Origin of the sequence: Nonomuraea sp. NPDC049725 (assembly GCF_040674795.1) — a bacterium.
GTDB classification, from domain to species: Bacteria; Actinomycetota; Actinomycetes; order Streptosporangiales; family Streptosporangiaceae; genus Nonomuraea; species Nonomuraea ceibae.
The window spans coordinates 454,740-473,027 of record NZ_JBFANJ010000002.1; the positions used below are offsets into that span (position 1 = coordinate 454,740).

15 protein-coding genes are annotated in these 18,288 nt (G+C 75.3%); 7 read left to right on the forward strand and 8 right to left on the reverse strand.

Features of this window, described 5'->3' with window-relative positions; translation table 11 throughout:
• Positions 1-26: 26 nt before the first annotated feature.
• Together hemQ and hemG are read right to left on the reverse strand one after the other, a co-directional pair.
• Positions 27-728: a hydrogen peroxide-dependent heme synthase gene (gene hemQ / locus AB0J53_RS06545; protein ID WP_219518729.1), complete on the reverse strand. Its 702-nt coding sequence runs from the start codon at positions 726-728 to the stop codon at positions 27-29.
• 5 nt (positions 729-733) lie between these two features.
• Entirely contained in the window at positions 734-2,137 is a 1,404-nt protein-coding gene (gene hemG / locus AB0J53_RS06550) for a protoporphyrinogen oxidase (RefSeq protein ID WP_364169170.1), read from the reverse strand.
• 106 nt (positions 2,138-2,243) lie between these two features.
• On the opposite strand from hemG, the gene AB0J53_RS06555 reads away from it, so the two are divergent.
• On the forward strand, positions 2,244-3,260 hold the full coding sequence (locus AB0J53_RS06555) for a DUF4349 domain-containing protein (RefSeq protein ID WP_364169173.1): 1,017 nt from the start codon (positions 2,244-2,246) through the stop codon (positions 3,258-3,260).
• A 34-nt stretch (positions 3,261-3,294) separates the two neighbouring features.
• Here the strand turns inward: AB0J53_RS06555 and AB0J53_RS06560 are convergent, their stop codons facing one another.
• Entirely contained in the window at positions 3,295-5,478 is a 2,184-nt protein-coding gene (locus AB0J53_RS06560) for a BTAD domain-containing putative transcriptional regulator (RefSeq protein WP_364169176.1), read from the reverse strand.
• Between the two features lie 155 nt (positions 5,479-5,633).
• Positions 5,634-6,581 (reverse strand): uroporphyrinogen decarboxylase, encoded by a 948-nt coding sequence (gene hemE, locus AB0J53_RS06565; RefSeq protein ID WP_364169847.1) that lies wholly within the window; start codon positions 6,579-6,581, stop codon positions 5,634-5,636.
• Positions 6,582-7,048: 467 nt separating this feature from the next.
• On the opposite strand from hemE, the gene AB0J53_RS06570 reads away from it, so the two are divergent.
• The 6 genes from AB0J53_RS06570 to AB0J53_RS06595 all read left to right on the forward strand — a co-directional run bounded on the left by AB0J53_RS06570 (position 7,049) and on the right by AB0J53_RS06595 (position 12,350).
• Complete coding sequence (locus tag AB0J53_RS06570; RefSeq protein ID WP_219518012.1) at positions 7,049-7,204, forward strand: hypothetical protein; 156 nt, start codon at positions 7,049-7,051, stop codon at positions 7,202-7,204.
• Between the two features lie 60 nt (positions 7,205-7,264).
• The gene (locus tag AB0J53_RS06575; protein WP_049567020.1) at positions 7,265-7,861 is read left to right on the forward strand and encodes a DUF3000 domain-containing protein; all 597 of its coding nucleotides are present in this window, start codon (positions 7,265-7,267) and stop codon (positions 7,859-7,861) included.
• A gap of 45 nt (positions 7,862-7,906) precedes the next feature.
• A complete protein-coding gene (locus AB0J53_RS06580) occupies positions 7,907-9,127 on the forward strand; it encodes a ribonuclease D (RefSeq protein WP_364169181.1) in 1,221 nt (406 codons plus the stop codon).
• A gap of 66 nt (positions 9,128-9,193) precedes the next feature.
• On the forward strand, positions 9,194-10,339 hold the full coding sequence (locus tag AB0J53_RS06585; protein WP_364169184.1) for a Gfo/Idh/MocA family oxidoreductase: 1,146 nt from the start codon (positions 9,194-9,196) through the stop codon (positions 10,337-10,339).
• On the forward strand, positions 10,336-11,499 hold the full coding sequence (locus tag AB0J53_RS06590; protein ID WP_364169187.1) for a dihydrodipicolinate synthase family protein: 1,164 nt from the start codon (positions 10,336-10,338) through the stop codon (positions 11,497-11,499). The genes AB0J53_RS06585 and AB0J53_RS06590 overlap by 4 nt, the downstream gene beginning before the upstream one ends.
• A complete protein-coding gene (locus AB0J53_RS06595) occupies positions 11,496-12,350 on the forward strand; it encodes a sugar phosphate isomerase/epimerase (protein WP_364169190.1) in 855 nt (284 codons plus the stop codon). The genes AB0J53_RS06590 and AB0J53_RS06595 overlap by 4 nt, the downstream gene beginning before the upstream one ends.
• On the opposite strand, the gene AB0J53_RS06600 is transcribed toward AB0J53_RS06595, so the two are convergent.
• From AB0J53_RS06600 to AB0J53_RS06615, 4 genes are all read right to left on the reverse strand, one after another.
• Complete coding sequence (locus AB0J53_RS06600) at positions 12,337-14,922, reverse strand: PEP/pyruvate-binding domain-containing protein (protein WP_364169193.1); 2,586 nt, start codon at positions 14,920-14,922, stop codon at positions 12,337-12,339. The two genes, AB0J53_RS06595 and AB0J53_RS06600, sit on opposite strands and share 14 nt — an antisense overlap.
• 61 nt (positions 14,923-14,983) lie before the next feature.
• The gene (locus AB0J53_RS06605; protein WP_364169196.1) at positions 14,984-15,904 is read right to left on the reverse strand and encodes an alkaline phosphatase family protein; all 921 of its coding nucleotides are present in this window, start codon (positions 15,902-15,904) and stop codon (positions 14,984-14,986) included.
• Between the two features lie 8 nt (positions 15,905-15,912).
• Positions 15,913-16,689 (reverse strand): TIM barrel protein, encoded by a 777-nt coding sequence (locus tag AB0J53_RS06610; RefSeq protein ID WP_364169199.1) that lies wholly within the window; start codon positions 16,687-16,689, stop codon positions 15,913-15,915.
• A gap of 557 nt (positions 16,690-17,246) precedes the next feature.
• The gene (locus AB0J53_RS06615) at positions 17,247-18,239 is read right to left on the reverse strand and encodes a LacI family DNA-binding transcriptional regulator (RefSeq protein WP_364169202.1); all 993 of its coding nucleotides are present in this window, start codon (positions 18,237-18,239) and stop codon (positions 17,247-17,249) included.
• Between the last annotated feature and the right edge of the window lie 49 nt (positions 18,240-18,288).

The following is an 18,288-nucleotide window of genomic DNA, read 5'->3' on the forward strand; positions in this document are numbered from 1 at the left end:
CCAACCCGGGAGCCCGGGACGGCTCGCTAGGGAAGGGCGTTGACGAGCTCCTGGACGGGCTTGCGCACGCCGGTGTAGAAGGGGATCTCCAGCCGGGTGTGGCGGCGGGCCTGGGCGGCGCGCAGCTCACGCATCAGGTCGACGATGCGGTGCAGCTCGTCGGCCTCGAAGGCGAGCATCCACTCGTAGTCGTTGAGCGCGAAGCACGCCACCGTGTTGGCCCGCACGTCGGGGTAGCCGCGGGCCATCTGGCCGTGCTCGGCGAGCATGGCGCGGCGCTCGGCGTCGTCCAGCAGATACCACTCCAGGGAGCGGACGAACGGGTAGACGCTGACGAACGCCCGCGGCTCCTCCTCGGCGAGGAACGCCGGGATGTGCGACTTGTTGAACTCGGCGGGCCGGTGCAGCGCCATCGCCGACCAGACGGGCGTGCTGTGGCGGCCCAGGCCGGTGCGGCGGAAGCGGGAGTAGACGTCCTGGAGGTCCTCGGCCGTGGGGGCGTGCCACCAGAACATGTAGTCGGCGTCGGCGCGGAACCCGGCCACGTCGTAGAGGCCGCGGGTGACCACGTCCTTGCCGGCCGCCTGCTCCAGGAGCTCCTCGACCTCGTCGGCGATGTTCTCCCGGCTGCCGGGGACCGGCTCGGCGGCCTTGAACACCGACCACATCGTGTAACGGATCACCTGGTTGAGATCGCGGGCCTTGAGCCGCGTCGTGCCCTCTGTCATGCCTGTCATTCTCCTCCTCGGCCCAGGTGGTCCAGAATCCGGGAGGCCGCCGTGCGGGCGGTCGCGACGCAGGCGGGGATGCCGAGCCCGTCGTAGGCGGCGCCGCAGACGGCCAGCGAGGGCTGCCCGGCCACGGCCGCGTGGACGCGGGCGACCCGGTCGAGGTGGCCGACGTTGTACTGCGGCAGGCCGCCGCCCCAGCGGGTGACGCGGGTGTCGGCGGGCTCCTGGCGGACGCCCATGACCTCGGCCATCTCGGCGCGGGCGAGCGCGACCAGGTCTTCGTCGTCGCGCTGGAGCAGGTGCTCCTCGCCGACGCGGCCGATGGAGCAGCGCAGGATCACCAGGTCGCGGGCGAGGTGCGGCCACTTGACGGAGCTGAACGTGACGGCCTTGACGGCCCGGCCGTCGACGGGCGGGACGAGGTAGCCGCTGGTCGAGGGCGGCTCTGGGAAGGCGGACACCGGGTAGGCGAGGGTGACGACGGCCATGCTGGCGTACTCGATCCTGGCCAGCTCGCTCGCCGCCTTGGGCACCTCGGCCTTGAGCAGGCGGCTCGCGGGGGCCGCGGGCACGGCGACGATGACGGCGTCGGCCTCGACGACCTCGGGCCTGGGCACCGGGCCGGTGACGAGCCGCCAGCCGTGCTCGGTGCGGGCCAGCTCGCGCACGGTGACGCCGGTCCTGATGTCGGCGCCGGACGCCTTGGCCACGGCCTCGGGCAGGCTGCCGATGCCGTTTCTGAGCGAGGTGAAGACCGGGCCGGCGTTCTTGGGCGCCTCGCGGGTGATCTGGCGGGCGGCGGCGAGCAGCGAGCGTTCGGCGCGGGCGGCGGCGGCCACCCGCGGCATCGTGGCCTCCAGCGAAAGCTTGTCGGCGCGGCCCGCGTAGACGCCGCCGAGCAGCGGCTCCACCAGGCGTTCGACGATCTCGGGACCCATCCTGGCGCGGATGTAGGCGGCGACGGACACGTCGGTGCGCACGAGGGTGGCGGGCAGGATCTGGTCGAGCGGCACCCGCAGCAGCCCGCCGGGCGAGACGATGCCGGATCTGGCCAGCTCGGCCAGGTCGCCGGGCACGCCCATGAACTGGCCCTTGGGCAGCGGGCGCAGCGCGCCCCTGGTGTAGACGGCCGAGCCGGCGGAGCCGGGGCCGACCAGGTCGTCGCCGAGGCCGACGGCCCTGGCCAGGTCCTTGCCCTCGGGCCGTCTGGCCAGCATGGACTCGGCTCCCGCGTCGACGCTGACGCCGGCGACCTCGGACGCGTACAGCTTGCCGCCGATGCGCGGGGCGGCGTCGAGGACGGTCACCTTGACCCGCTCGCCCGCGCCCTGCCTGAGGTGCCAGGCGGCGGCCAGCCCGGAGATCCCGCCGCCGATGACGACCACGTGTGCCTGTTTGCCTGCCACGGTTCAGACGCTACCGTCCCGCGGGCGCGGCCCCGTTTCCGGGGCGTGTGACCGTACCGTGACGCGACGGTTCAAACCGGTGCGTACAGGGGTCCGTCTTAGGGGCATGAGGAGATCGCAGATCGTGCTGACGGGCGTCCTGGCCGCGCTGCTGCTGTCCGCGTGCGGGGGCGCCGGCGAGAGCGCCACGGGCGGGGCGGACGTGCCGATGGCGCAGGTCGATTCCGCCAAGGCGGTCGCGCGGGACGTGACGGCGCCGGAGAGCGCCGCCACCGCGCGGCCCACACCGGCGCAGAGGCGCCCGGCGAACGCGGCGTCGGGCGTCGAGGTCACCCAGCAGAACCGTCAGGTGATCTACAAGGCGAGCATGACCGTACGGGCCGAGGACGTCGCCGCCGCCGTCCAGCAGGCCAAGCAGACGGTCACCACGGCGGGCGGCTACCTGGCCAGGGAGGAGAGCCGTTCGTCCGACGACGCGCGGGCCTCGGCGCTCCTGGAGTTCAAGATCCCGCCCGCCCGCTACAACGAGGTGCTGGCCACGCTGGGCAAGGACCTGGGCAGGCAGCTCAGGCTGGAGCAGGGCACCGAGGACGTCACGCTGAAGGTCGCCGACGTGGAGAGCCGGCTGAAGTCGGCGGAGCAGGCCCTGGAGTCGCTGCGCAGCCTGCTGAAGCGGGCCGACACGATCGGCCAGGTGCTGGACGTGGAGCGGGAGATCGCCGGCCGCGAGGCGGACCTGGAGTCGCTCCAGGCGCAGCAGAAGGAGCTGGCCGCGCAGGTCGGCATGGCCACGCTGTCGCTGCGGCTGGTCGGGCCGGTCGTGGTGGTGGAGGAGCCCTCGGACGAGCCGGCGGGGTTCCTCGGCGGGCTGAAGAGCGGCTGGAACGGGCTGGTGTCCTTCGTGAAGGTGCTGCTCACCGTGCTGGGGACGGTCCTGCCGTGGCTGGTCGTGGTGGTGCCGCCGCTCGCGCTGGCGATCTTCCTGGTACGGCGTCGCCGCCGGGCCGGAGGCGGCGGCACCGGGGGCGTCGGCAACACGGACGGCCCCGACGACACGGACGGCACGGACGGATCCGACGATCCGGCTCCGGCCCCGCCGGTGAAGGACGCGGCCCCTGTCTGACCGGATCTCCCGGCCGGGTGAGCGCGCCGGGCGGTCAGGCCCGCAGACGCCGCAGGGCCTCGTGGGCGCGGCCGGCGCCGGGCGGGTCGGCGGGCCGGTCCGCGAGGAGCACGGCGGCGGGCATGGCGGGGCCGTCCTGCCCGGCTCCGCCCGCGACCCGGCGGCGGCCGGTGGCGGTCGCGGGCGGCGGCGGGCCGGGGTGCCGGAGGAGGTCGGACAGCCGGGCCCCGGCGAGCGCCAGGTCCCGGCACAGGCCGCTCTCCCCCAGCCCGGCCGCCGCCGGCACCGCGCGCGCCAGTGTGCCGCGCTCGCAGCGGAGCCACCCGAGCGGGTCGCCGCCCAGCAACGCCTCCACCTCGCCCGGCCCCGCCTGCCAGAGCGGCGCTCGGTCGCGGCCGGGCGGGCGGCCGCCGGGGCTCACCCTGCGCAGGGCCTCCCCCGCCAGCGCCAGCAGCGCGGCGAGCGCGCGCGGGACGGCCGCCCGCCGCTCGTCCTCCGGCACGTCCGCGGCCGCGCGCTCGGCGGCGTACAGGCGGGTCAGGTCGGGGAGGCGGTAGCGCTCCTGCCCGGCGGCGTCGACGCGGCGGTGCCGGACGAGCTGGGCGTCGGCGAGCCGGTCCAGCAGCCGGGCGGCCTCGCCGACGGGCGCGCCGAGCAGCGCCGCGGCGGTCCACGGGGCGAAGTCCGCCAGCGGCGGCAGCAGCCCGAGCAGGCCGAACAGCAGCCGCTCCCGCTCCCCCAGCGCCCCGTGGCCGGGCGCGAGGCCGGCGCGCACGTCCAGGTCGCCGGCGCGCAGCTCGTCGAGCCTGCCGCACTCGCGGCGCAGCCGGGCGGCCAGCCCGGCGGCGGTCCAGCCGGGCCGGGTGGCCAGCCGCGCCCCGGCGATGCGCAGCGCGAGCGGCAGCCCGTCGCAGAGCCGTGCGAGCTCGGCCAGCTCGGCGGGCCCGCCTCTGACGCCCGCCGGTCCGCCGGCGACCCGGCCGATCAGCTCGGCGGCCTCGCCGGGCGGCAGCTCGCCGAGCGGGACGGGCCGGGCGCCCTGCCCGGCGACCAGCCCGTCGAGCGCGCCGCGCCCGGTCACCACGACGCCGCACCCGGCCGAGCCGGGCAGCAGCGGACGCACCTGGGCGGCTCCGGCGGCGTCGTCGAGCAGCACCAGCATCCGCCGTTCGCGCAGCAGCGTCCGGTAGAGGGCGGCGCGCTCCTCCAGGGAGCCGGGCACGCCGCCGGCGCCGAGCGCGCGCAGGAACCGGCCGAGCACCTCTTCCGGCGGCAGCGGGCGCGCCCGGCCGCGCAGGTCCGCGTACAGCTGGCCGTCGGGGTAGCGCGCGGCCCGCGTGTGCGCCCAGTGCACGGCCAGCCCGGTCTTGCCGACGCCGCCGGGGCCGACGACCAGCGCCACCGCGCCGTCGTCGGCGCAGCGGTCGAGCGCGGCCAGCTCGCGGGCGCGGCCGGTGAACGCGGTGACGCCGGGCGGGAGCTGGCGCGGCGTCGTGGCGACGGCCCGTTCCTCGTCGCCCAGCACCCGGGCGTGCGCCGCCCGCAGGTGGTGGCCCGGCTCCAGGCCGAGTTCGGCCACCAGCAGCTCGCGGCCCTCGTGGTAGGCGGTCAGCGCCTCGGCCCGCCGGCCGGACCGGTGCAGCGCGAGCAGGTGCAGCGCGCGCAGCCGTTCGTCCAGGGGATGGGCGGCCACCAGGGCGGCGAGCTCGGCGGCGGCCTCCGACGGGCGGTCCAGCGCGATCAGCGCCTCGGCGCGGCCCTCGCGCGCCGAGACACGTGATCGCTCCAGCCTGGCCGCCTCCTCGCGCAGCGCGTCCAGGCCCTCGTAGGCGTCGCCGCGCCAGCAGGCCAGCGCCTCGCCGTAGAGCCGGGCCGCCGCCCGGTGGTCGCCCGCCGCCGCGGCCGGGGCCGCCCGCGAGCACAGCTCCTCGAACCGGAGCGCGTCGAGCTCGTGCGGCCCGGCGGCCAGCAGGTAGCCGTCGCCGTCGCGGCTGATCCGGTCGCCGCCGAGGCGCTGCCGTACCTGGTGGACGTGCCAGCGGACGGTGGAGCCCGACGGGCGGGCGGCGCCCCAGACGGCGTCGGCGAGCACCCCGTCGGGGACGCGCCGGCCCGCGCGGCTCAGGAGCACCGCCAGCAGGGCGCGCTGTTTGGCCGTCAGCTCGACCTCGGCGCCGTCACGCACGACCGTGAGCCGCCCCAGGACCCCGAACTCCATCCGCGCCCCCCAACCCCGACGGTCCCCCCACAATACTCAGTAAGCCGAAGCATCGCACCAAGCCGGGCGGATCGGGCACGAGCGGCGTCACCGGGCATGCGAAAGCGCCCCGGCTCGGCGAGCCGGGGCGCGGCGGGAACGGCGCCGGCGACCGGCTAGACGGCCTCGTGGACCAGGTCGGTCAGGCGCTTGAGCTGGTCGGGGTCGGTGTTGGGGAGCACGCCGTGGCCCAGGTTGAACACGTGGCCCTCGGCCGCGGCGCCCTCGCGCAGCACCTCGCGGGCCTTGCGCTCGACGACCTCCCACGGGGCCAGCAGGATCGCCGGGTCGAGGTTGCCCTGCAGCGCCTTGCCGGGGCCGACCCGGCGGGCGGCCTCGGAGAGCGGGACCCGCCAGTCGACGCCCACCACGTCGGCGCCGGCCTCGCCGAGCACGCCCAGCAGCTCGCCGGTGCCGACGCCGAAGTGGATGCGCGGCACGTCGGGCAGGCCCGCGAAGATGCGGCGGGTGTGCGGCAGGATGAACTCGCGGTAGTCGGCCATCGGCACCGCGCCCACCCAGGAGTCGAACAGCTGGATCGCCGAGGCGCCCGCCGCCACCTGGATGCGCAGGTGCTCCAGCACGATGCCGGTCAGCCGCTCCATGAAGTCGTGCCACAGCGCGGGCTCGCCGTACATCATGGCCTTGGTCCGGTCGTGGTTCTTGGACGGGCCGCCCTCGATCAGGTAGGAGCCGAGCGTGAACGGCGCGCCGGCGAAGCCGATCAGCGGGGTGCCGCCGAGCTCGCCGGTGAGCGCCTGGATGGCCTCGGTCACGTACGGGACGTCGCCGGGCTCCAGGGGACGCAGCGCCTGAAGGCCCCTGGCGTCGCGGATCGGGTCGGCGACGACGGGGCCCACGCCGGGCTTGATGTCGAGGTCGATGCCGATGGCCTTGAGGGGCACCACGATGTCGCTGAAGAAGATGGCCGCGTCGACGCCGTAGCGGCGGACCGGCTGCAGGGTGATCTCGGCGATGAGGTCGGGCGTGGCGCAGGCGGTCAGCATCGGGACGCCCTCGCGGACCTTCAGGTATTCGGGCAGCGAACGACCGGCCTGCCGCATGTACCAGACGGGGGTGTGCGGGACGGGCTGACGGCGGCAGGCACGCAGGAACGCTGAGTCGGCGAGGTTCACCCCTCAAGGGTGCCATGAGGTGCGCTCGCCCCCGTCACCGGAAGGCGGTGTCGGAGGGCGGTGTCGGAAAAATATGCCTGGCGCGCCCCAATTCATGATCAGATAGCGGAATGCATGTTTACCGGCCGGCCCGGCGTCGGGACCCTTCACGGGTCGCGCACACCCCATGGGCGACCAGAGAGGCGGTCTCGGCTGGGCCAAAACTTCGCAAACCCACCGCGCGGCATCGATTCAGCGACCACTTTCGGGACACGCCGAGCGCGTTGCGGGGAAATGTCGGCGGCTCGTGCCAACGTCGAAGCCACGTCCCGAAGAAAGGCCCCGGTTCGATGACTGGTGCGATGACCGCGTTGCGGAGTTCCGTGCTCCAGGGGGAGCACCGTTTTGGACACTGCGTGACGTGCGCCGGCGAGCGGCTGTTCGAGCGCCCGGCCTGCTCCGACGGGCACGAGCCCGGCGAGTGCCCCGAGTGGGCGTGCGCCGAGTGCGGGCACGCGATCTGGCTCGGCCTGGCCGAATGCGCCCGGCCGCTGGTGACGGCCGCGGTTTGATCGCCACCGATGAGTACCCCCGTGGTCCCCTTCCGTCCCGCTTCGACCTACTCTTCGACTATGACCCTCGGTGACCGCCCACCGGCTCCCGCGGCCTTCAGGCGCGCGGTCGAGAGCCTGCGGCCGGCCGAGGTCCGGCCGGAGATCGAGCTCGAGGACCTGCCGGCCCCGCAGCGGCTGGCCCCGCACTCGGCGGCGATCGGCGCGTCGGTCTACCGCGACGACGACGAGCTCGCGGTCGGGCGGCTGATCCTGCTCTACGACCCCGACGGCCAGCGCGGCTGGGACGGCCCGTTCCGGCTGGTGGCCTACGTGCGGGCCGACATGGAGCCGGAGATCACCTCCGACCCGCTGCTCGGGCCCGTCGCGTGGAGCTGGCTGACCGAGGCGCTCGACGCCCATCACGCCGACTACTCCGCGGCTGGCGGTACCGTGACCAGAGCGGTGTCCGAGGGTTTCGGCAACAAGGCCGAGGACCCGGTCACCACCGAGCTCGAGCTGCGGGCGTCCTGGTCCCCCGCAGAGGAGGACCTGTCCGGCCATGTGGCCGCCTGGTGCGATCTCATGTGCGTGGCCGCCGGGATTCCGCCGCTTCCGCCGGATGTGGCCGCCATGCCCCGCCGACGCGATGATCCGGAGAGTGACCGAACGAAGTGAGGGCACAAGTCAACACAGCAGCGTGGTCGTGAGGGCGGTGCGCTCATGACAGAAGAACGAACCGTGGTCCCGCTGCTCGAGCCGCGCGAGGGCATCCCGCCGGTCGTGGCCGACGCCGCGTCGCTGGCCCGTGCCGTCGCCGCGTTCGGCGCGGGCACCGGCCCCGTCGCCGTCGACGCCGAGCGGGCCTCCGGCTACCGCTACGGCAACCGCGCCTACCTGGTGCAGCTGCGCCGCGCCGGCGCCGGCACCGCGCTCATCGACCCGGTGGCCTGCCCCGACCTGTCGGAGCTGGACGCCGCGCTGGCCGGCGCCGAGGTCGTGCTGCACGCCGCCTCGCAGGACCTGCCGTGCCTGATGGAGATCGGGTTCCGGCCGCGCCGGATGTTCGACACCGAGCTGGCCGGCCGGCTGCTCGGCTACGAGCGGGTCGGGCTCGGCACGATGGTGGAGACGGTGCTCGGGCTGCGGCTGGAGAAGGGCCATTCGGCCGCCGACTGGTCGACCAGGCCGCTGCCCGAGGACTGGCTGCGCTATGCCGCCCTCGACGTGGAGGTGCTGGTCGAGCTCCGTGACGCGCTGCACGAGGAGCTGACCGAGAGCGGCAAGCTGGAGTGGGCGCAGGAGGAGTTCGCCGCGGTGCTCGGCACACCGCCGCCCGCGCCGCGCTCCGACCCGTGGCGGCGCACGTCCGGCATCCACAAGGTGCGCAGCGTGCGGGCGCTGGCGATCGTGCGCGAGCTGTGGACGATGCGCGACCGGATCGCCCGCGAGAACGACCTGGCGCCGGGCCGGGTGCTGCCCGACGCGGCGATCGTCAGCGCCGCCCTGGAGGGGCCGCGCACGAAGAAGGCGCTCACCGAGATCTCGGCGTTCACCGGGCGCAGCGCGCGCCGGCACATGAACGACTGGCTGGCCGCGGTGACCAGGGCGCGGGCCCTGCCCGACGGGCAGCTTCCGCAGCCGAGCACGCCGGGCGACGGGCCGCCGCCGGTCAACCGGTGGCCCGACCGCGACCCGGCGGCGGCCAGGCGGCTGGCCGCGGCCCGCGCGGTGGTGTCGGCGCTGGCCGACGAGCACCACATGCCGACGGAGAACCTGTTGCAGCCCGACGCGGTGCGCAGGCTCACGTGGGAGCCGCCGGAGGAGATCACCGACGAGAGCGTGACGGCCAGGCTGCGCGGGCTGGGCGCCCGCGAGTGGCAGCTCGGGCTGACCGCTCGTCCCATCGCCGCGGCGCTGGCCAGGCTGGAGTCCCGGGAGTAAGGCACTTGACGCCTCCGGCGGCTCCGCCGTACCGTTCGGGAAAGCGCTTTCCTCGAAAGGAATCCCATGAGCGTGCGCACCATCGGCGTCGTGATGAACGGCGTGACCGGACGGATGGGCTACCGCCAGCACCTGGTCCGTTCCGTTCTGGCGATCAACGAGCAGGGCGGTGTGACGCTCACCGACGGCAGCCGCGTCACGCTGAAGCCCGTGCTCGTCGGCCGCAACGCCGACAAGCTGGCCGCGCTGGCCGCCCGCCACGGCATCCCCGACCACACCACCGACCTGGAGTCCGCGCTCGCCGACGAGGACAACCTCGTCTACTTCGACGCCCAGGTCACCTCCGCCCGGGTCAAGGCCGTGCTCCAGGCCATCGAGGCGGGCAAGCACGTCTACGCCGAGAAGCCCACCGCCGAGTCGGTGCAGGAGGCGGTCGCGCTGGCCGAGGCCGCCGCCGAGCGCGGCGTCAAGAACGGCGTCGTGCAGGACAAGCTGTTCCTGCCGGGGCTGCTCAAGCTCAAGCGGCTGATCGACGGCGGCTTCTTCGGGCGGATCCTGTCGGTGCGCGGCGAGTTCGGCTACTGGGTGTTCGAGGGCGACTGGCAGGAGGCCCAGCGGCCGTCGTGGAACTACCGGGCCGAGGACGGCGGCGGCATCGTGCTCGACATGTTCCCGCACTGGCACTACGTCCTGGAGAACCTGTTCGGCCGGGTCGAGTCCGTCTACGCCCAGGCCGTCACGCACATCCCGGCGCGGGTGGACGAGCGGGGCGAGACCTACCAGGCGACGGCCGACGACGCCGCCTACGGCGTGTTCGGGCTGGCGGGCGGCATCGTCGCGCAGATCAACTCGTCCTGGACGGTCCGGGTGAACCGGGACGAGCTGGTCGAGTTCCAGGTGGACGGCACGCACGGCAGCGCGGTCGCGGGGCTGCGCGGCTGCCGGATCCAGCACCGCGCCGCCACGCCCAAGCCCGTCTGGAACCCCGACCTGCCCGCCACCGCCCGCTTCCGCGACGGCTGGCAGGAGGTGCCCGACAACGGGGAGTTCGACAACGGGTTCAAGATCCAGTGGGAGCTGTTCGTCCGGCACGTGCTGGAGGACGCGCCGTTCCCGTACGACTTCGCGGCGGGCGCGCGCGGCGTGCAGCTCGCCGAGCTGGGGCTGCGCTCGTCCGCCGAGGGCCGCAGGATCGAGGTGCCGCAGCTGTGAGGATCGACCTGCCGGGCGGCGCCTACACGCTGCGGGAGCCCGTGACCTGGCCGGTGTCCGGCACGCCCGCCGTGAGCCGGGTGGCGTACGCGGCCGCGCACGTGGTGGCCGACCCGCGCGGCGGCAACGCGCCGGGCGCCCCGGCCGCCGTCGACTGGGAAGCGACGCTGGGCTTCCGCCGCCACCTGTGGTCGTACGGGCTGCGGGTGGCCGACGCGATGGACACCGCGCAGCGCAACATGGGGCTGGACTGGGCGGCGACGCGGGAGCTGATCCGGCGCAGCGCCGCCGAGGCGCGCGCGTTCGGCGACCCGGCCGAGCTGGTGGCGTGCGGCGCCGGCACCGACCACGCGCCGGACGCCGCCGGCCTCGACGCCGTCACCGCGGCCTACGCCGAGCAGGTGGAGGCCGTCCAGGAGACGGGCGCCGGGGTGATCGTCATGGCGTCGCGGCAGCTCGCCCGGCTGGCGGGCGGGCCGCGCGACTACCACCGGGTGTACGGCAAGGTGTTCGGGCTGGTGCGGCGGCCGGTGATCCTGCACTGGCTGGGCGAGATGTTCGACCCGCAGCTCGCCGGCTACTGGGGCTCGCGCGACGTCGCCGCGGCGACGGAGTCGTTCCTGGAGCTGGTGCACGCGCACGCCCCGCTGGTCGACGGGGTGAAGGTGTCGCTGCTTGACGAGGAGCACGAGGTGCGGCTGCGGGCCGCGCTGCCCGGCGGGGTCAGGCTCTACACCGGCGACGACTTCAACTACCCGTCGCTGATCAGGTCCGGCTCACACGCGCTGCTCGGCATCTTCGACGCGATCGCGCCCGCCGCCGCGATGGCGCTGCGGGTGCTGGACGCCGCCGAGGCCGCCTGCGACGAGGCGGGCCGCGAGCGGCTGCTGGCCCAGTACGAGGAGATCCTGGCGCCGACGGTGCCGCTGTCGCGCAAGATCTTCGAGACGCCGACCTATCACTACAAGACCGGCATCGTCTTCCTGGCCTGGCTGAACGGCCACCAGGACGGGTTCGCGATGGTGAACGGCGCCCAGTCGGCGCGCTCGATCACGCACCTGGCGGAGGTGTTCCGGCTGGCCGACCAGGCGGGGCTGCTGGCGGACCAGGAGCTGGCCGTGCACCGGATGAAGGCGCTGCTGGAGGTGAACGGCCTGTGAGCCTGTCGCTGAACCAGTGGACGACCCGCCGCTGGACGCTGCCCGAGGCCGTCGGCGGGTGCGTCCGGCACGGCCTGGAGGCGATCGGCCTGTGGCGGGAGAAGGTGGCCGAGCACGGGCTCGCGCGCAGCGCCAGGCTGGTGCGCGAGAGCGGGCTGCGGGTCTCGTCGCTGTGCCGGGGCGGCTTCCTGACCGCCGGGGAGCTGTCCGGCGAGCGGGGCCGGGCCGCGCTGGACGACAACCGGCGGGCCGTGGACGAGGCCGCCGAGCTGGGGGCCGCCTGCCTGGTCATGGTGGTGGGCGGGCTGCCCGGGGTGACGCCCGGCGAGCCGCCGCCCGCCGGCTTCTCGCGGGACGTGGCCGGGGCCAGGCAGCGGGTGGCCGAGGCGCTGGCCGCGCTCGCGCCGTACGCCGGGGAGCGGGGGGTGCGGCTGGCGCTGGAGCCGCTGCACCCGGTCTACTGCCCGGACCGGGCGGTGCTGTCGACGCTCGGCCAGGCGCTCGACCTCGCGCTCGCCCATCCGCAGGAGCAGGTCGGGGTGGTGGTCGACACCTTCCACGTGTGGTGGGACCCGGCGCTGCACGAGCAGATCGCCCGCGCGGGCGACCGGATCGCCTCCTACCAGGTGTGCGACTACCTGCACCCGCTCCCGGGGGACGTGCTGCTGGGCCGGGGGATGATGGGCGACGGGGTGATCGGCTTCCCGCCGATCACCCGGGCCGTGGCCGAGGCCGGCTACACCGGCGACGTCGAGGTGGAGATCTTCAACGCCGACGTCTGGGCCGCCGACCCCGACGAGGTGGTGGCGACGATGAAGGCCCGCTACGCGGACGTGGTCATGGCGTCGTGACGGTCCCGGCGGCGCCGTCGACGGTGACGGTGTCGCCGGTGGTGATGCGGTGGGTGGCCCCGGCCACGCCGACGACGGCCGGGATGCCGTACTCGCGGGCCACCACCGCGCCGTGCGACATGGCGCCGCCCATCTCCATCACCAGGCCGCCCGCCGTGAGGAAGAGCGGCGTCCAGCCGGGGTCGGTGGACGGGCAGACGAGGATCTCGCCCGGCTCCAGGTGCGCGCCGACCGGGTCGAGCACCACCCGGGCGGTGGCGGTCACCGTGCCCGCGGAGGCGGCGGTGCCGGTGAGGGCGCCGTCCGCTGCGGCGGCAGTGGTGGCGGTGGTGGCCAGGGCCTCGGGCTCGGCGCCGTCGGACAGCAGCATCCTGGGCACGTGACGGCGGCGCGCCTCCCGTTCGCGCTCCGCCCGCCGCCCGGCCACCAGGTCGCGCGGGTCGCCGCCGGCCAGGGCGGCGCGGGCCTCCTTGAACGTCAGGAAGTAGACGTCGCCCGCCGCCTCCAGGACCCCCCGTTCCGCCAGGTGCGCGCCGACGGCGAGCATGCTGTGCCGCACCGCCGCGAGCACCTTGACCAGGTAGAACTTCGGCAGCTCGCGCAGCCCGGCGAGCCTGCGGGTGCGGCGCAGCCCGAAGCGGACGACGGCGCCCCGCCACCGGGCCCGCCGGCGGGCGGCGGCCACCACGCGGTCCACGGCCGCCTCCGCCTCGGCGGCGCCCCTGGTGAACAGCTCGTCCGGCGCGGGCCCGCCGTCCATGCGCAGGTAGTTGGCCAGCACGCCGAGCAGGTGCGACGGGTCGTCGGACCAGCGCGGGACGCCCAGGTCGATCTCGGCGACGCCGCGGTGCCCGTACGTGTCCAGGAAGGCCGTGATGCCGCGCTGGGCGCGCGGCGGCAGCTCGCCGGCCCGATAGAGGCGGACCAGCTCGGGCACCGGCAGCGTGCGGAACGGCTCGGGCTCGACGCGGGTGGCCAGGGCCCACAGCTCCAGGTCCATCTCGGTGGTCGGGTTGTTCGGCACGCTGCGCAGCACGTCCTGCATGTCGCCGATCGGCACGCCGGAGAGCCGCGACGACAGCGCGAACAGGCCGTAGCCGGTGAGCGCGTACGGCATGATCGAGATGATGGCCGGGAAGGTGGCGGTCAGCGCCCGCTCGGCGTGGGCCAGCCGCTCGGCGGGGGTGGCGGCGGCGGGCAGGGCGAGCCGCCGGTCCAGCTCCTCCCCCAGCCGCCGGGTCCGGGCCAGCGCCCGCTCCGGCCTGGTCAGCGCCTCGAACACCCGCCCGGGGACGCGCACGCGGCGGGCGAAGCGGAGCGCGGCGCGGGCGAACGGGCGGCGGCCGGGGTGGATCACCGAGAGCCTCGGGTCGTCCATCAGGCCGTCGACGAGCGCGACCGTGCGCGCCTCGCCGACGCGCAGCAGCTTCGGCAGGATGACGCGGCCCGCGCGGCTGCGCAGCGGGGTGGTGAGGTCGAGCCAGAGCCGCTGCCCCGACTCCGTCATGGCGCGCGGCCCGTCGTGCGGGTCGGCGGGCGCGAACCCGAACAGGGTCGCGGCCCCGGAGCCGACCAGCCGGAACGCCGCGATCCCCATCGGCGTGATCGGCCCCATGACGCCCTGGGCCACGTTGAAGGAGAAGTACGCGCGCAGGCCGTCGCCGCGCGGCTCCGGCAGCGGGTAGAGGGTGGTGATCGGCCTGGCCTGGGTGAGCCAGATCCGTCCGGCGGCGTCGATGGCCCACTCGGTGTCCTGCGGAGCCCCGTAGTGCTCCTCGACGCGGGCGCCGAGCGCGGCCAGCTCCCGCACCTCGGCGTCGGTCAGGCACAGGCCCTCGTGCCCGGTCTCGACCCGTTCGGTGCCGCCGCCGGGCAGCGCGCGGATCGCCACCCGCTTGTCCCCGGCGTGCCGCTCGACGGCGGTGCCGCGGACGACGAACCGGTCGGGGTTGACCGCGCCCGACACGACGGCCTCGCCCAGTCCGGGGCTGGCGTCGATGACCGCCTCGTGCCGCCGCCCCGTCACCGGGTTCGCGGTGAACATCACCCCGGCGACCCGCGCGTCCACCATGTCCTGGACGACGACGGCCAGCGAGACGGCGGCGTGGTCGATGCCGTTGGACTCGCGGTAGGCGACGGCGCGGTCGGTCCACAGCGACGCCCAGCAGCGGCGCACCGCGTCGAGCAGCGCCTGCTCGCCGACCACGTTGAGGTAGGTGTCCTGCTGGCCGGCGAAGCTGGCGAACGGCAGGTCCTCGGCGGTGGCCGAGGACCGCACGGCGACGGCCCGCCCCGGCGTGTACGCGGCCAGCACGGCCTCGGCGACCCCCGGCGGCACCGGCGTCTCCAGCAGCCGTGACCTGGCCTTCTCCGCCAGCCCGTCGCCGCCCGCGGCGATGACGCCGTCGAGGCCCGCCGCGGCGGCGGCCTGCCGGTAGGCGCGGGTGGTGAGCACCCAGCCGGGCGGGACGGGCAGCCCGGCCCGGGTGAGCTCGCCCAGGTTGGCCCCTTTTCCACCCACCTCGTCCAGCATGCCGCCGTCGATCCGGGAAAAGTCCAGTGCCGTCGCCATCGGTCGCTCTCCTGCCGTCAACGCGCCGTCATGACGAGTGTTCCCCTTTCCCGGCGGAAATTCAACAAGTGATGAAAATTGATCGCCCTTCCAGCCCCCAGGCCGGGTCCGGCTCGACGCCCAGCTCCGCCAGCGCCGTCGGGGCCACGTCCACCAGCCGCGCCTCGGGCAGCTCCACCCCGCCCAGGTCCTCGCCCAGCCGGGCGGCGGCGACGAAGACCGTGCGCTCCTCGTCGGACGTGCCGCCGTGGCCGCCCTCGTCGACGTGGCCGTGGTCCGTGGTGACCACCACCGTCCAGCGCTCGCCCGCGAACCCCGGCCGGGCGCGCACCGCGGCCAGGAACCGGCCCAGGTCGGCGTCCTGGAGGAGGAGCGCCGCCGTGTACTCGGGGGCGTGCGGGCCCAGGTCGTGGGCGACCTCGTCCGTGTCGCCCAGGTAGACGAACGTCAGGTCAGGCCCGGCGTCCGCCAGGAGGCGCTCGGCCTTGGCCGCGATCTCCCGGTCGGCGGCGGCGAACGTCATGGCGAACCCGTCGAGCACCACCCGCGTCCCGATGTCGCGGCCGAACGCGCCGTGCTCGTCCAGCGCCGCCCAGGAGAACAGCGCGGCCGTGGTGAGGCCGGGGCGGGCATGGAGCGCCCGAGTCAAGAAGTCCGGATATTTCGTGAACTGCTGGCCGCTGAACCCGTTGTCCACGACGCCATGTTTGTCGGGCCACACGCCGGTGGCGATCGACGACCACCCCGGCCCCGAGTCGGTGCGCGCCCGGATCGTCCCCGGCGCCGCCTCGTGCGGCTCCGGCACGACCTCCCCCGGCGACTCCGTACGGGGCGCCTCCCGCTCACCGTACGGAAGCCTGCTCGTCCCGTACACGCCGGACGCCATCAGCGAGGTCAGCACGGGAGGCCGCACGGCCAGGACACGATCGAAGCGCAGGCCGTCCATCCCGACGACCAGCACCTTGTTTCTCAGCTCGGACATCCCCCCATCTAAGCGCCGAAACGCCGCACCCAGGCGGCGGCCCCCGGCAGGATCTCCTCCACCGGGGCCACCTGCGGATACCAGGTCCGCTCCCACTCCAGCGACACCCAGCCGCGATAGCCGTGCGCCCGCAGCAGCCCGCCCGCCTCCTCCAGCGGCACCCCGCCCTCGCCCATCGCCACCGGCGTCGTGTCCGCGGCCGACACCGCGTCCTTGACCTGCACGTACTCCAGATACGGCGCCAGCGCCGCCAGCGTCGCCGCCGGCTCCTCCCCGTTGCGCCACGGATGCAGCAGATCCCACAGCGCCGCCGCCTGCGCCACCCCGGCCTCCCTCAGCAGCGCCGCCACGGCCGCCCCGGTCGCCATCTGGTCGTGCGTCTCCACCAGCACCTTCACCCCGAGCGCCGCCGCCTCCCCGGCCACCGCCCGCAGCCGCCGCGCCCCGACCGCCGGATCGTCCCCTCTCGGGAACACCCGCACCCCGCCCGCCCCCAGCTCGGCGGCCAGCCTCAGATCCTTCAGCAGCGCCTCCACCACCGGCCCGTCGTCCCCCGGCTCGCACAGCCGCACGTACCCGGCCAGCGCCGACACCTCCAGCCCGGCCGCCGCCACCCGCCGCCTCACCTCCCGCCGCTCCCCCGGCCCCAGCCCGGCATGCACCCCGGTGTCCTCATGCAGCCGCAGCTCCACCCCCGCACACCCGAACCGCCCCGCCACCGCCAGCGCCTCCCCCAGCCCGGCCCCCGGCATCCCCAACGTGCTGACCGCCAACCGCATCGCCATCTCCTCACCCTCACTCACGACCCCAGACCCCATCCCACCCCGACCATCCCGGACGAACGCCCCTCCTTCGGCGGCCCTCCCGCCCCTCGGGGGCTCTTGCGGGTGGTGAGGGCAGCGCCCCTCTCCCGCACGGGCCACCCCCGCGCACGGGCCACCCCATGGACGGGCCACTCCGGCGGACGGGCCGACCCCTCCCGCTGCGGTCCCACGGAGGGGTTCTCGCCCCCTCGGGCCGCTGGCCCTCCGCGGCGAAGGCGCCCCCACCCCTGGGCGGCGTCCTCCCGCCCGTCCAGGGGGCGGCGTCCCTCCCGCCCTTCGGGGACCTTGGGGGTTGGGAGGGCAACGGCCCTCTCCCGCACGGGCCACCCCCGTGCACGGGCCAGCCCCTCCGGCTGCGGTCCCACGGAGGGGTTCGCGCCCCCTCGGGCCGCCAGCCCTCCCCAGCGAAGGCCCCCCACCCCCGGGACGGGCCGGCCCCTCCGGCGGCAGCCCCTGGGAGGGCCTGCGCCAGGAGAGGCGCTCTCCGGGAAGTGGGCGTTCACCTGTACGGGGTTCGGTCAAGGGAGGGGTTTGACGCTTTCGCGGAGGACGACCTCGCCCGGGACGTTCTCCACCACGCGGGAGTCCCCGCCGCTCAGGGCCAGTTCGAGGGCCCGGGCTCCCATGTCCTTGAGCGGCAGCCGTACGGTGGTGAGCGAGGGGACCTGGTCACGCAGGGTGACGATATCGTCGAACCCCGCCACGGACACGTCGTCGGGGACGCGGATGCCGCGCTCGCGGTAGGCGGCCAGGGCGCCGACGGCCATCACGTCGTTGACGGCGAAGACGCAGGTGGCGTCGCCCGTCTCCTGGGCGGCGGTGTAGCCGCCGTCGCGGTCGAAGGGCCCGTGGACGACGCGCGGCGCCGGGAGGCCGAGGTCGCGGACGGCGGTGACGAATCCGGCGCACCGGTCGGCGGCGGTCATGAGGTGCGGCGGCCCGGCGAGGACGGCGAAGCGGGTGTGGCCGAGGCCGGCGAGTGAGCGGGCGAGCGCGGCGGCGCCGTCGTGGTTGGCGGGGGCGACGGTGTCGACGCCGAGGAGGTCCTGGCCGACGCAGGCGACGCGGCCGCCGCTCGCCTGGTAGGCGGCGAGTTCGGCGGCGAGGCGGGCGGTCACGCGTTCGTCGGCGACGCGGGAGCCGGCCAGGAGGACGGCGCGGACGCGCTGGGCGTGCAGGGTGGCCACGTAGGCGATCTCCTGCTCGGGGTCGCGGTGGGTGGTGCCGACCATGACGAGCAGCCGTTCGCCGGCGGCGGTGCGCATGGCGCCGTCGGCGAGGGCGGCGAAGTAGGGGTCGGTCAGGTCGTGGACGACGATGCCGATGACGTTGCCGGCCCCTCGGGCCAGCGTCTGGGCGGCGATGTTGGCGCGGTAGCCCAGTTCGTCGGCGGCGCGTTCGACGCGTGCCCGCAGTGCCGCGCCGACCTGGCGGGTGCTGCCGTTGAGCACCCGCGAGGCGGTCGCGAGCGAGACGCCCGCCTGCTTGGCGACGTCCTCCAGCGTGACCACGAGACCTCCCGGAAAGCGATTTCCAGTATGCCGGACCGGCATCTGGCTC

Bases quoted from the DNA above. Each gene is read 5' to 3' on its own strand.
- hemQ (WP_219518729.1), bottom strand. From the start codon at position 728: ATGACAGAGGGCACGACGCGGCTCAAGGCCCGCGATCTCAACCAGGTG.
- AB0J53_RS06555 (WP_364169173.1), top strand. From the start codon at position 2,244: ATGAGGAGATCGCAGATCGTGCTGACGGGCGTCCTGGCCGCGCTGCTG.
- AB0J53_RS06560 (WP_364169176.1), bottom strand. From the start codon at position 5,478: ATGGAGTTCGGGGTCCTGGGGCGGCTCACGGTCGTGCGTGACGGCGCC.
- hemE (WP_364169847.1), bottom strand. From the start codon at position 6,581: ATGCGGCAGGCCGGTCGTTCGCTGCCCGAATACCTGAAGGTCCGCGAG.
- AB0J53_RS06575 (WP_049567020.1), top strand. From the start codon at position 7,265: ATGACCCTCGGTGACCGCCCACCGGCTCCCGCGGCCTTCAGGCGCGCG.
- AB0J53_RS06580 (WP_364169181.1), top strand. From the start codon at position 7,907: ATGACAGAAGAACGAACCGTGGTCCCGCTGCTCGAGCCGCGCGAGGGC.
- AB0J53_RS06585 (WP_364169184.1), top strand. From the start codon at position 9,194: ATGAGCGTGCGCACCATCGGCGTCGTGATGAACGGCGTGACCGGACGG.
- AB0J53_RS06600 (WP_364169193.1), bottom strand. From the start codon at position 14,922: ATGGCGACGGCACTGGACTTTTCCCGGATCGACGGCGGCATGCTGGAC.
- AB0J53_RS06605 (WP_364169196.1), bottom strand. From the start codon at position 15,904: ATGTCCGAGCTGAGAAACAAGGTGCTGGTCGTCGGGATGGACGGCCTG.
- AB0J53_RS06610 (WP_364169199.1), bottom strand. From the start codon at position 16,689: ATGGCGATGCGGTTGGCGGTCAGCACGTTGGGGATGCCGGGGGCCGGG.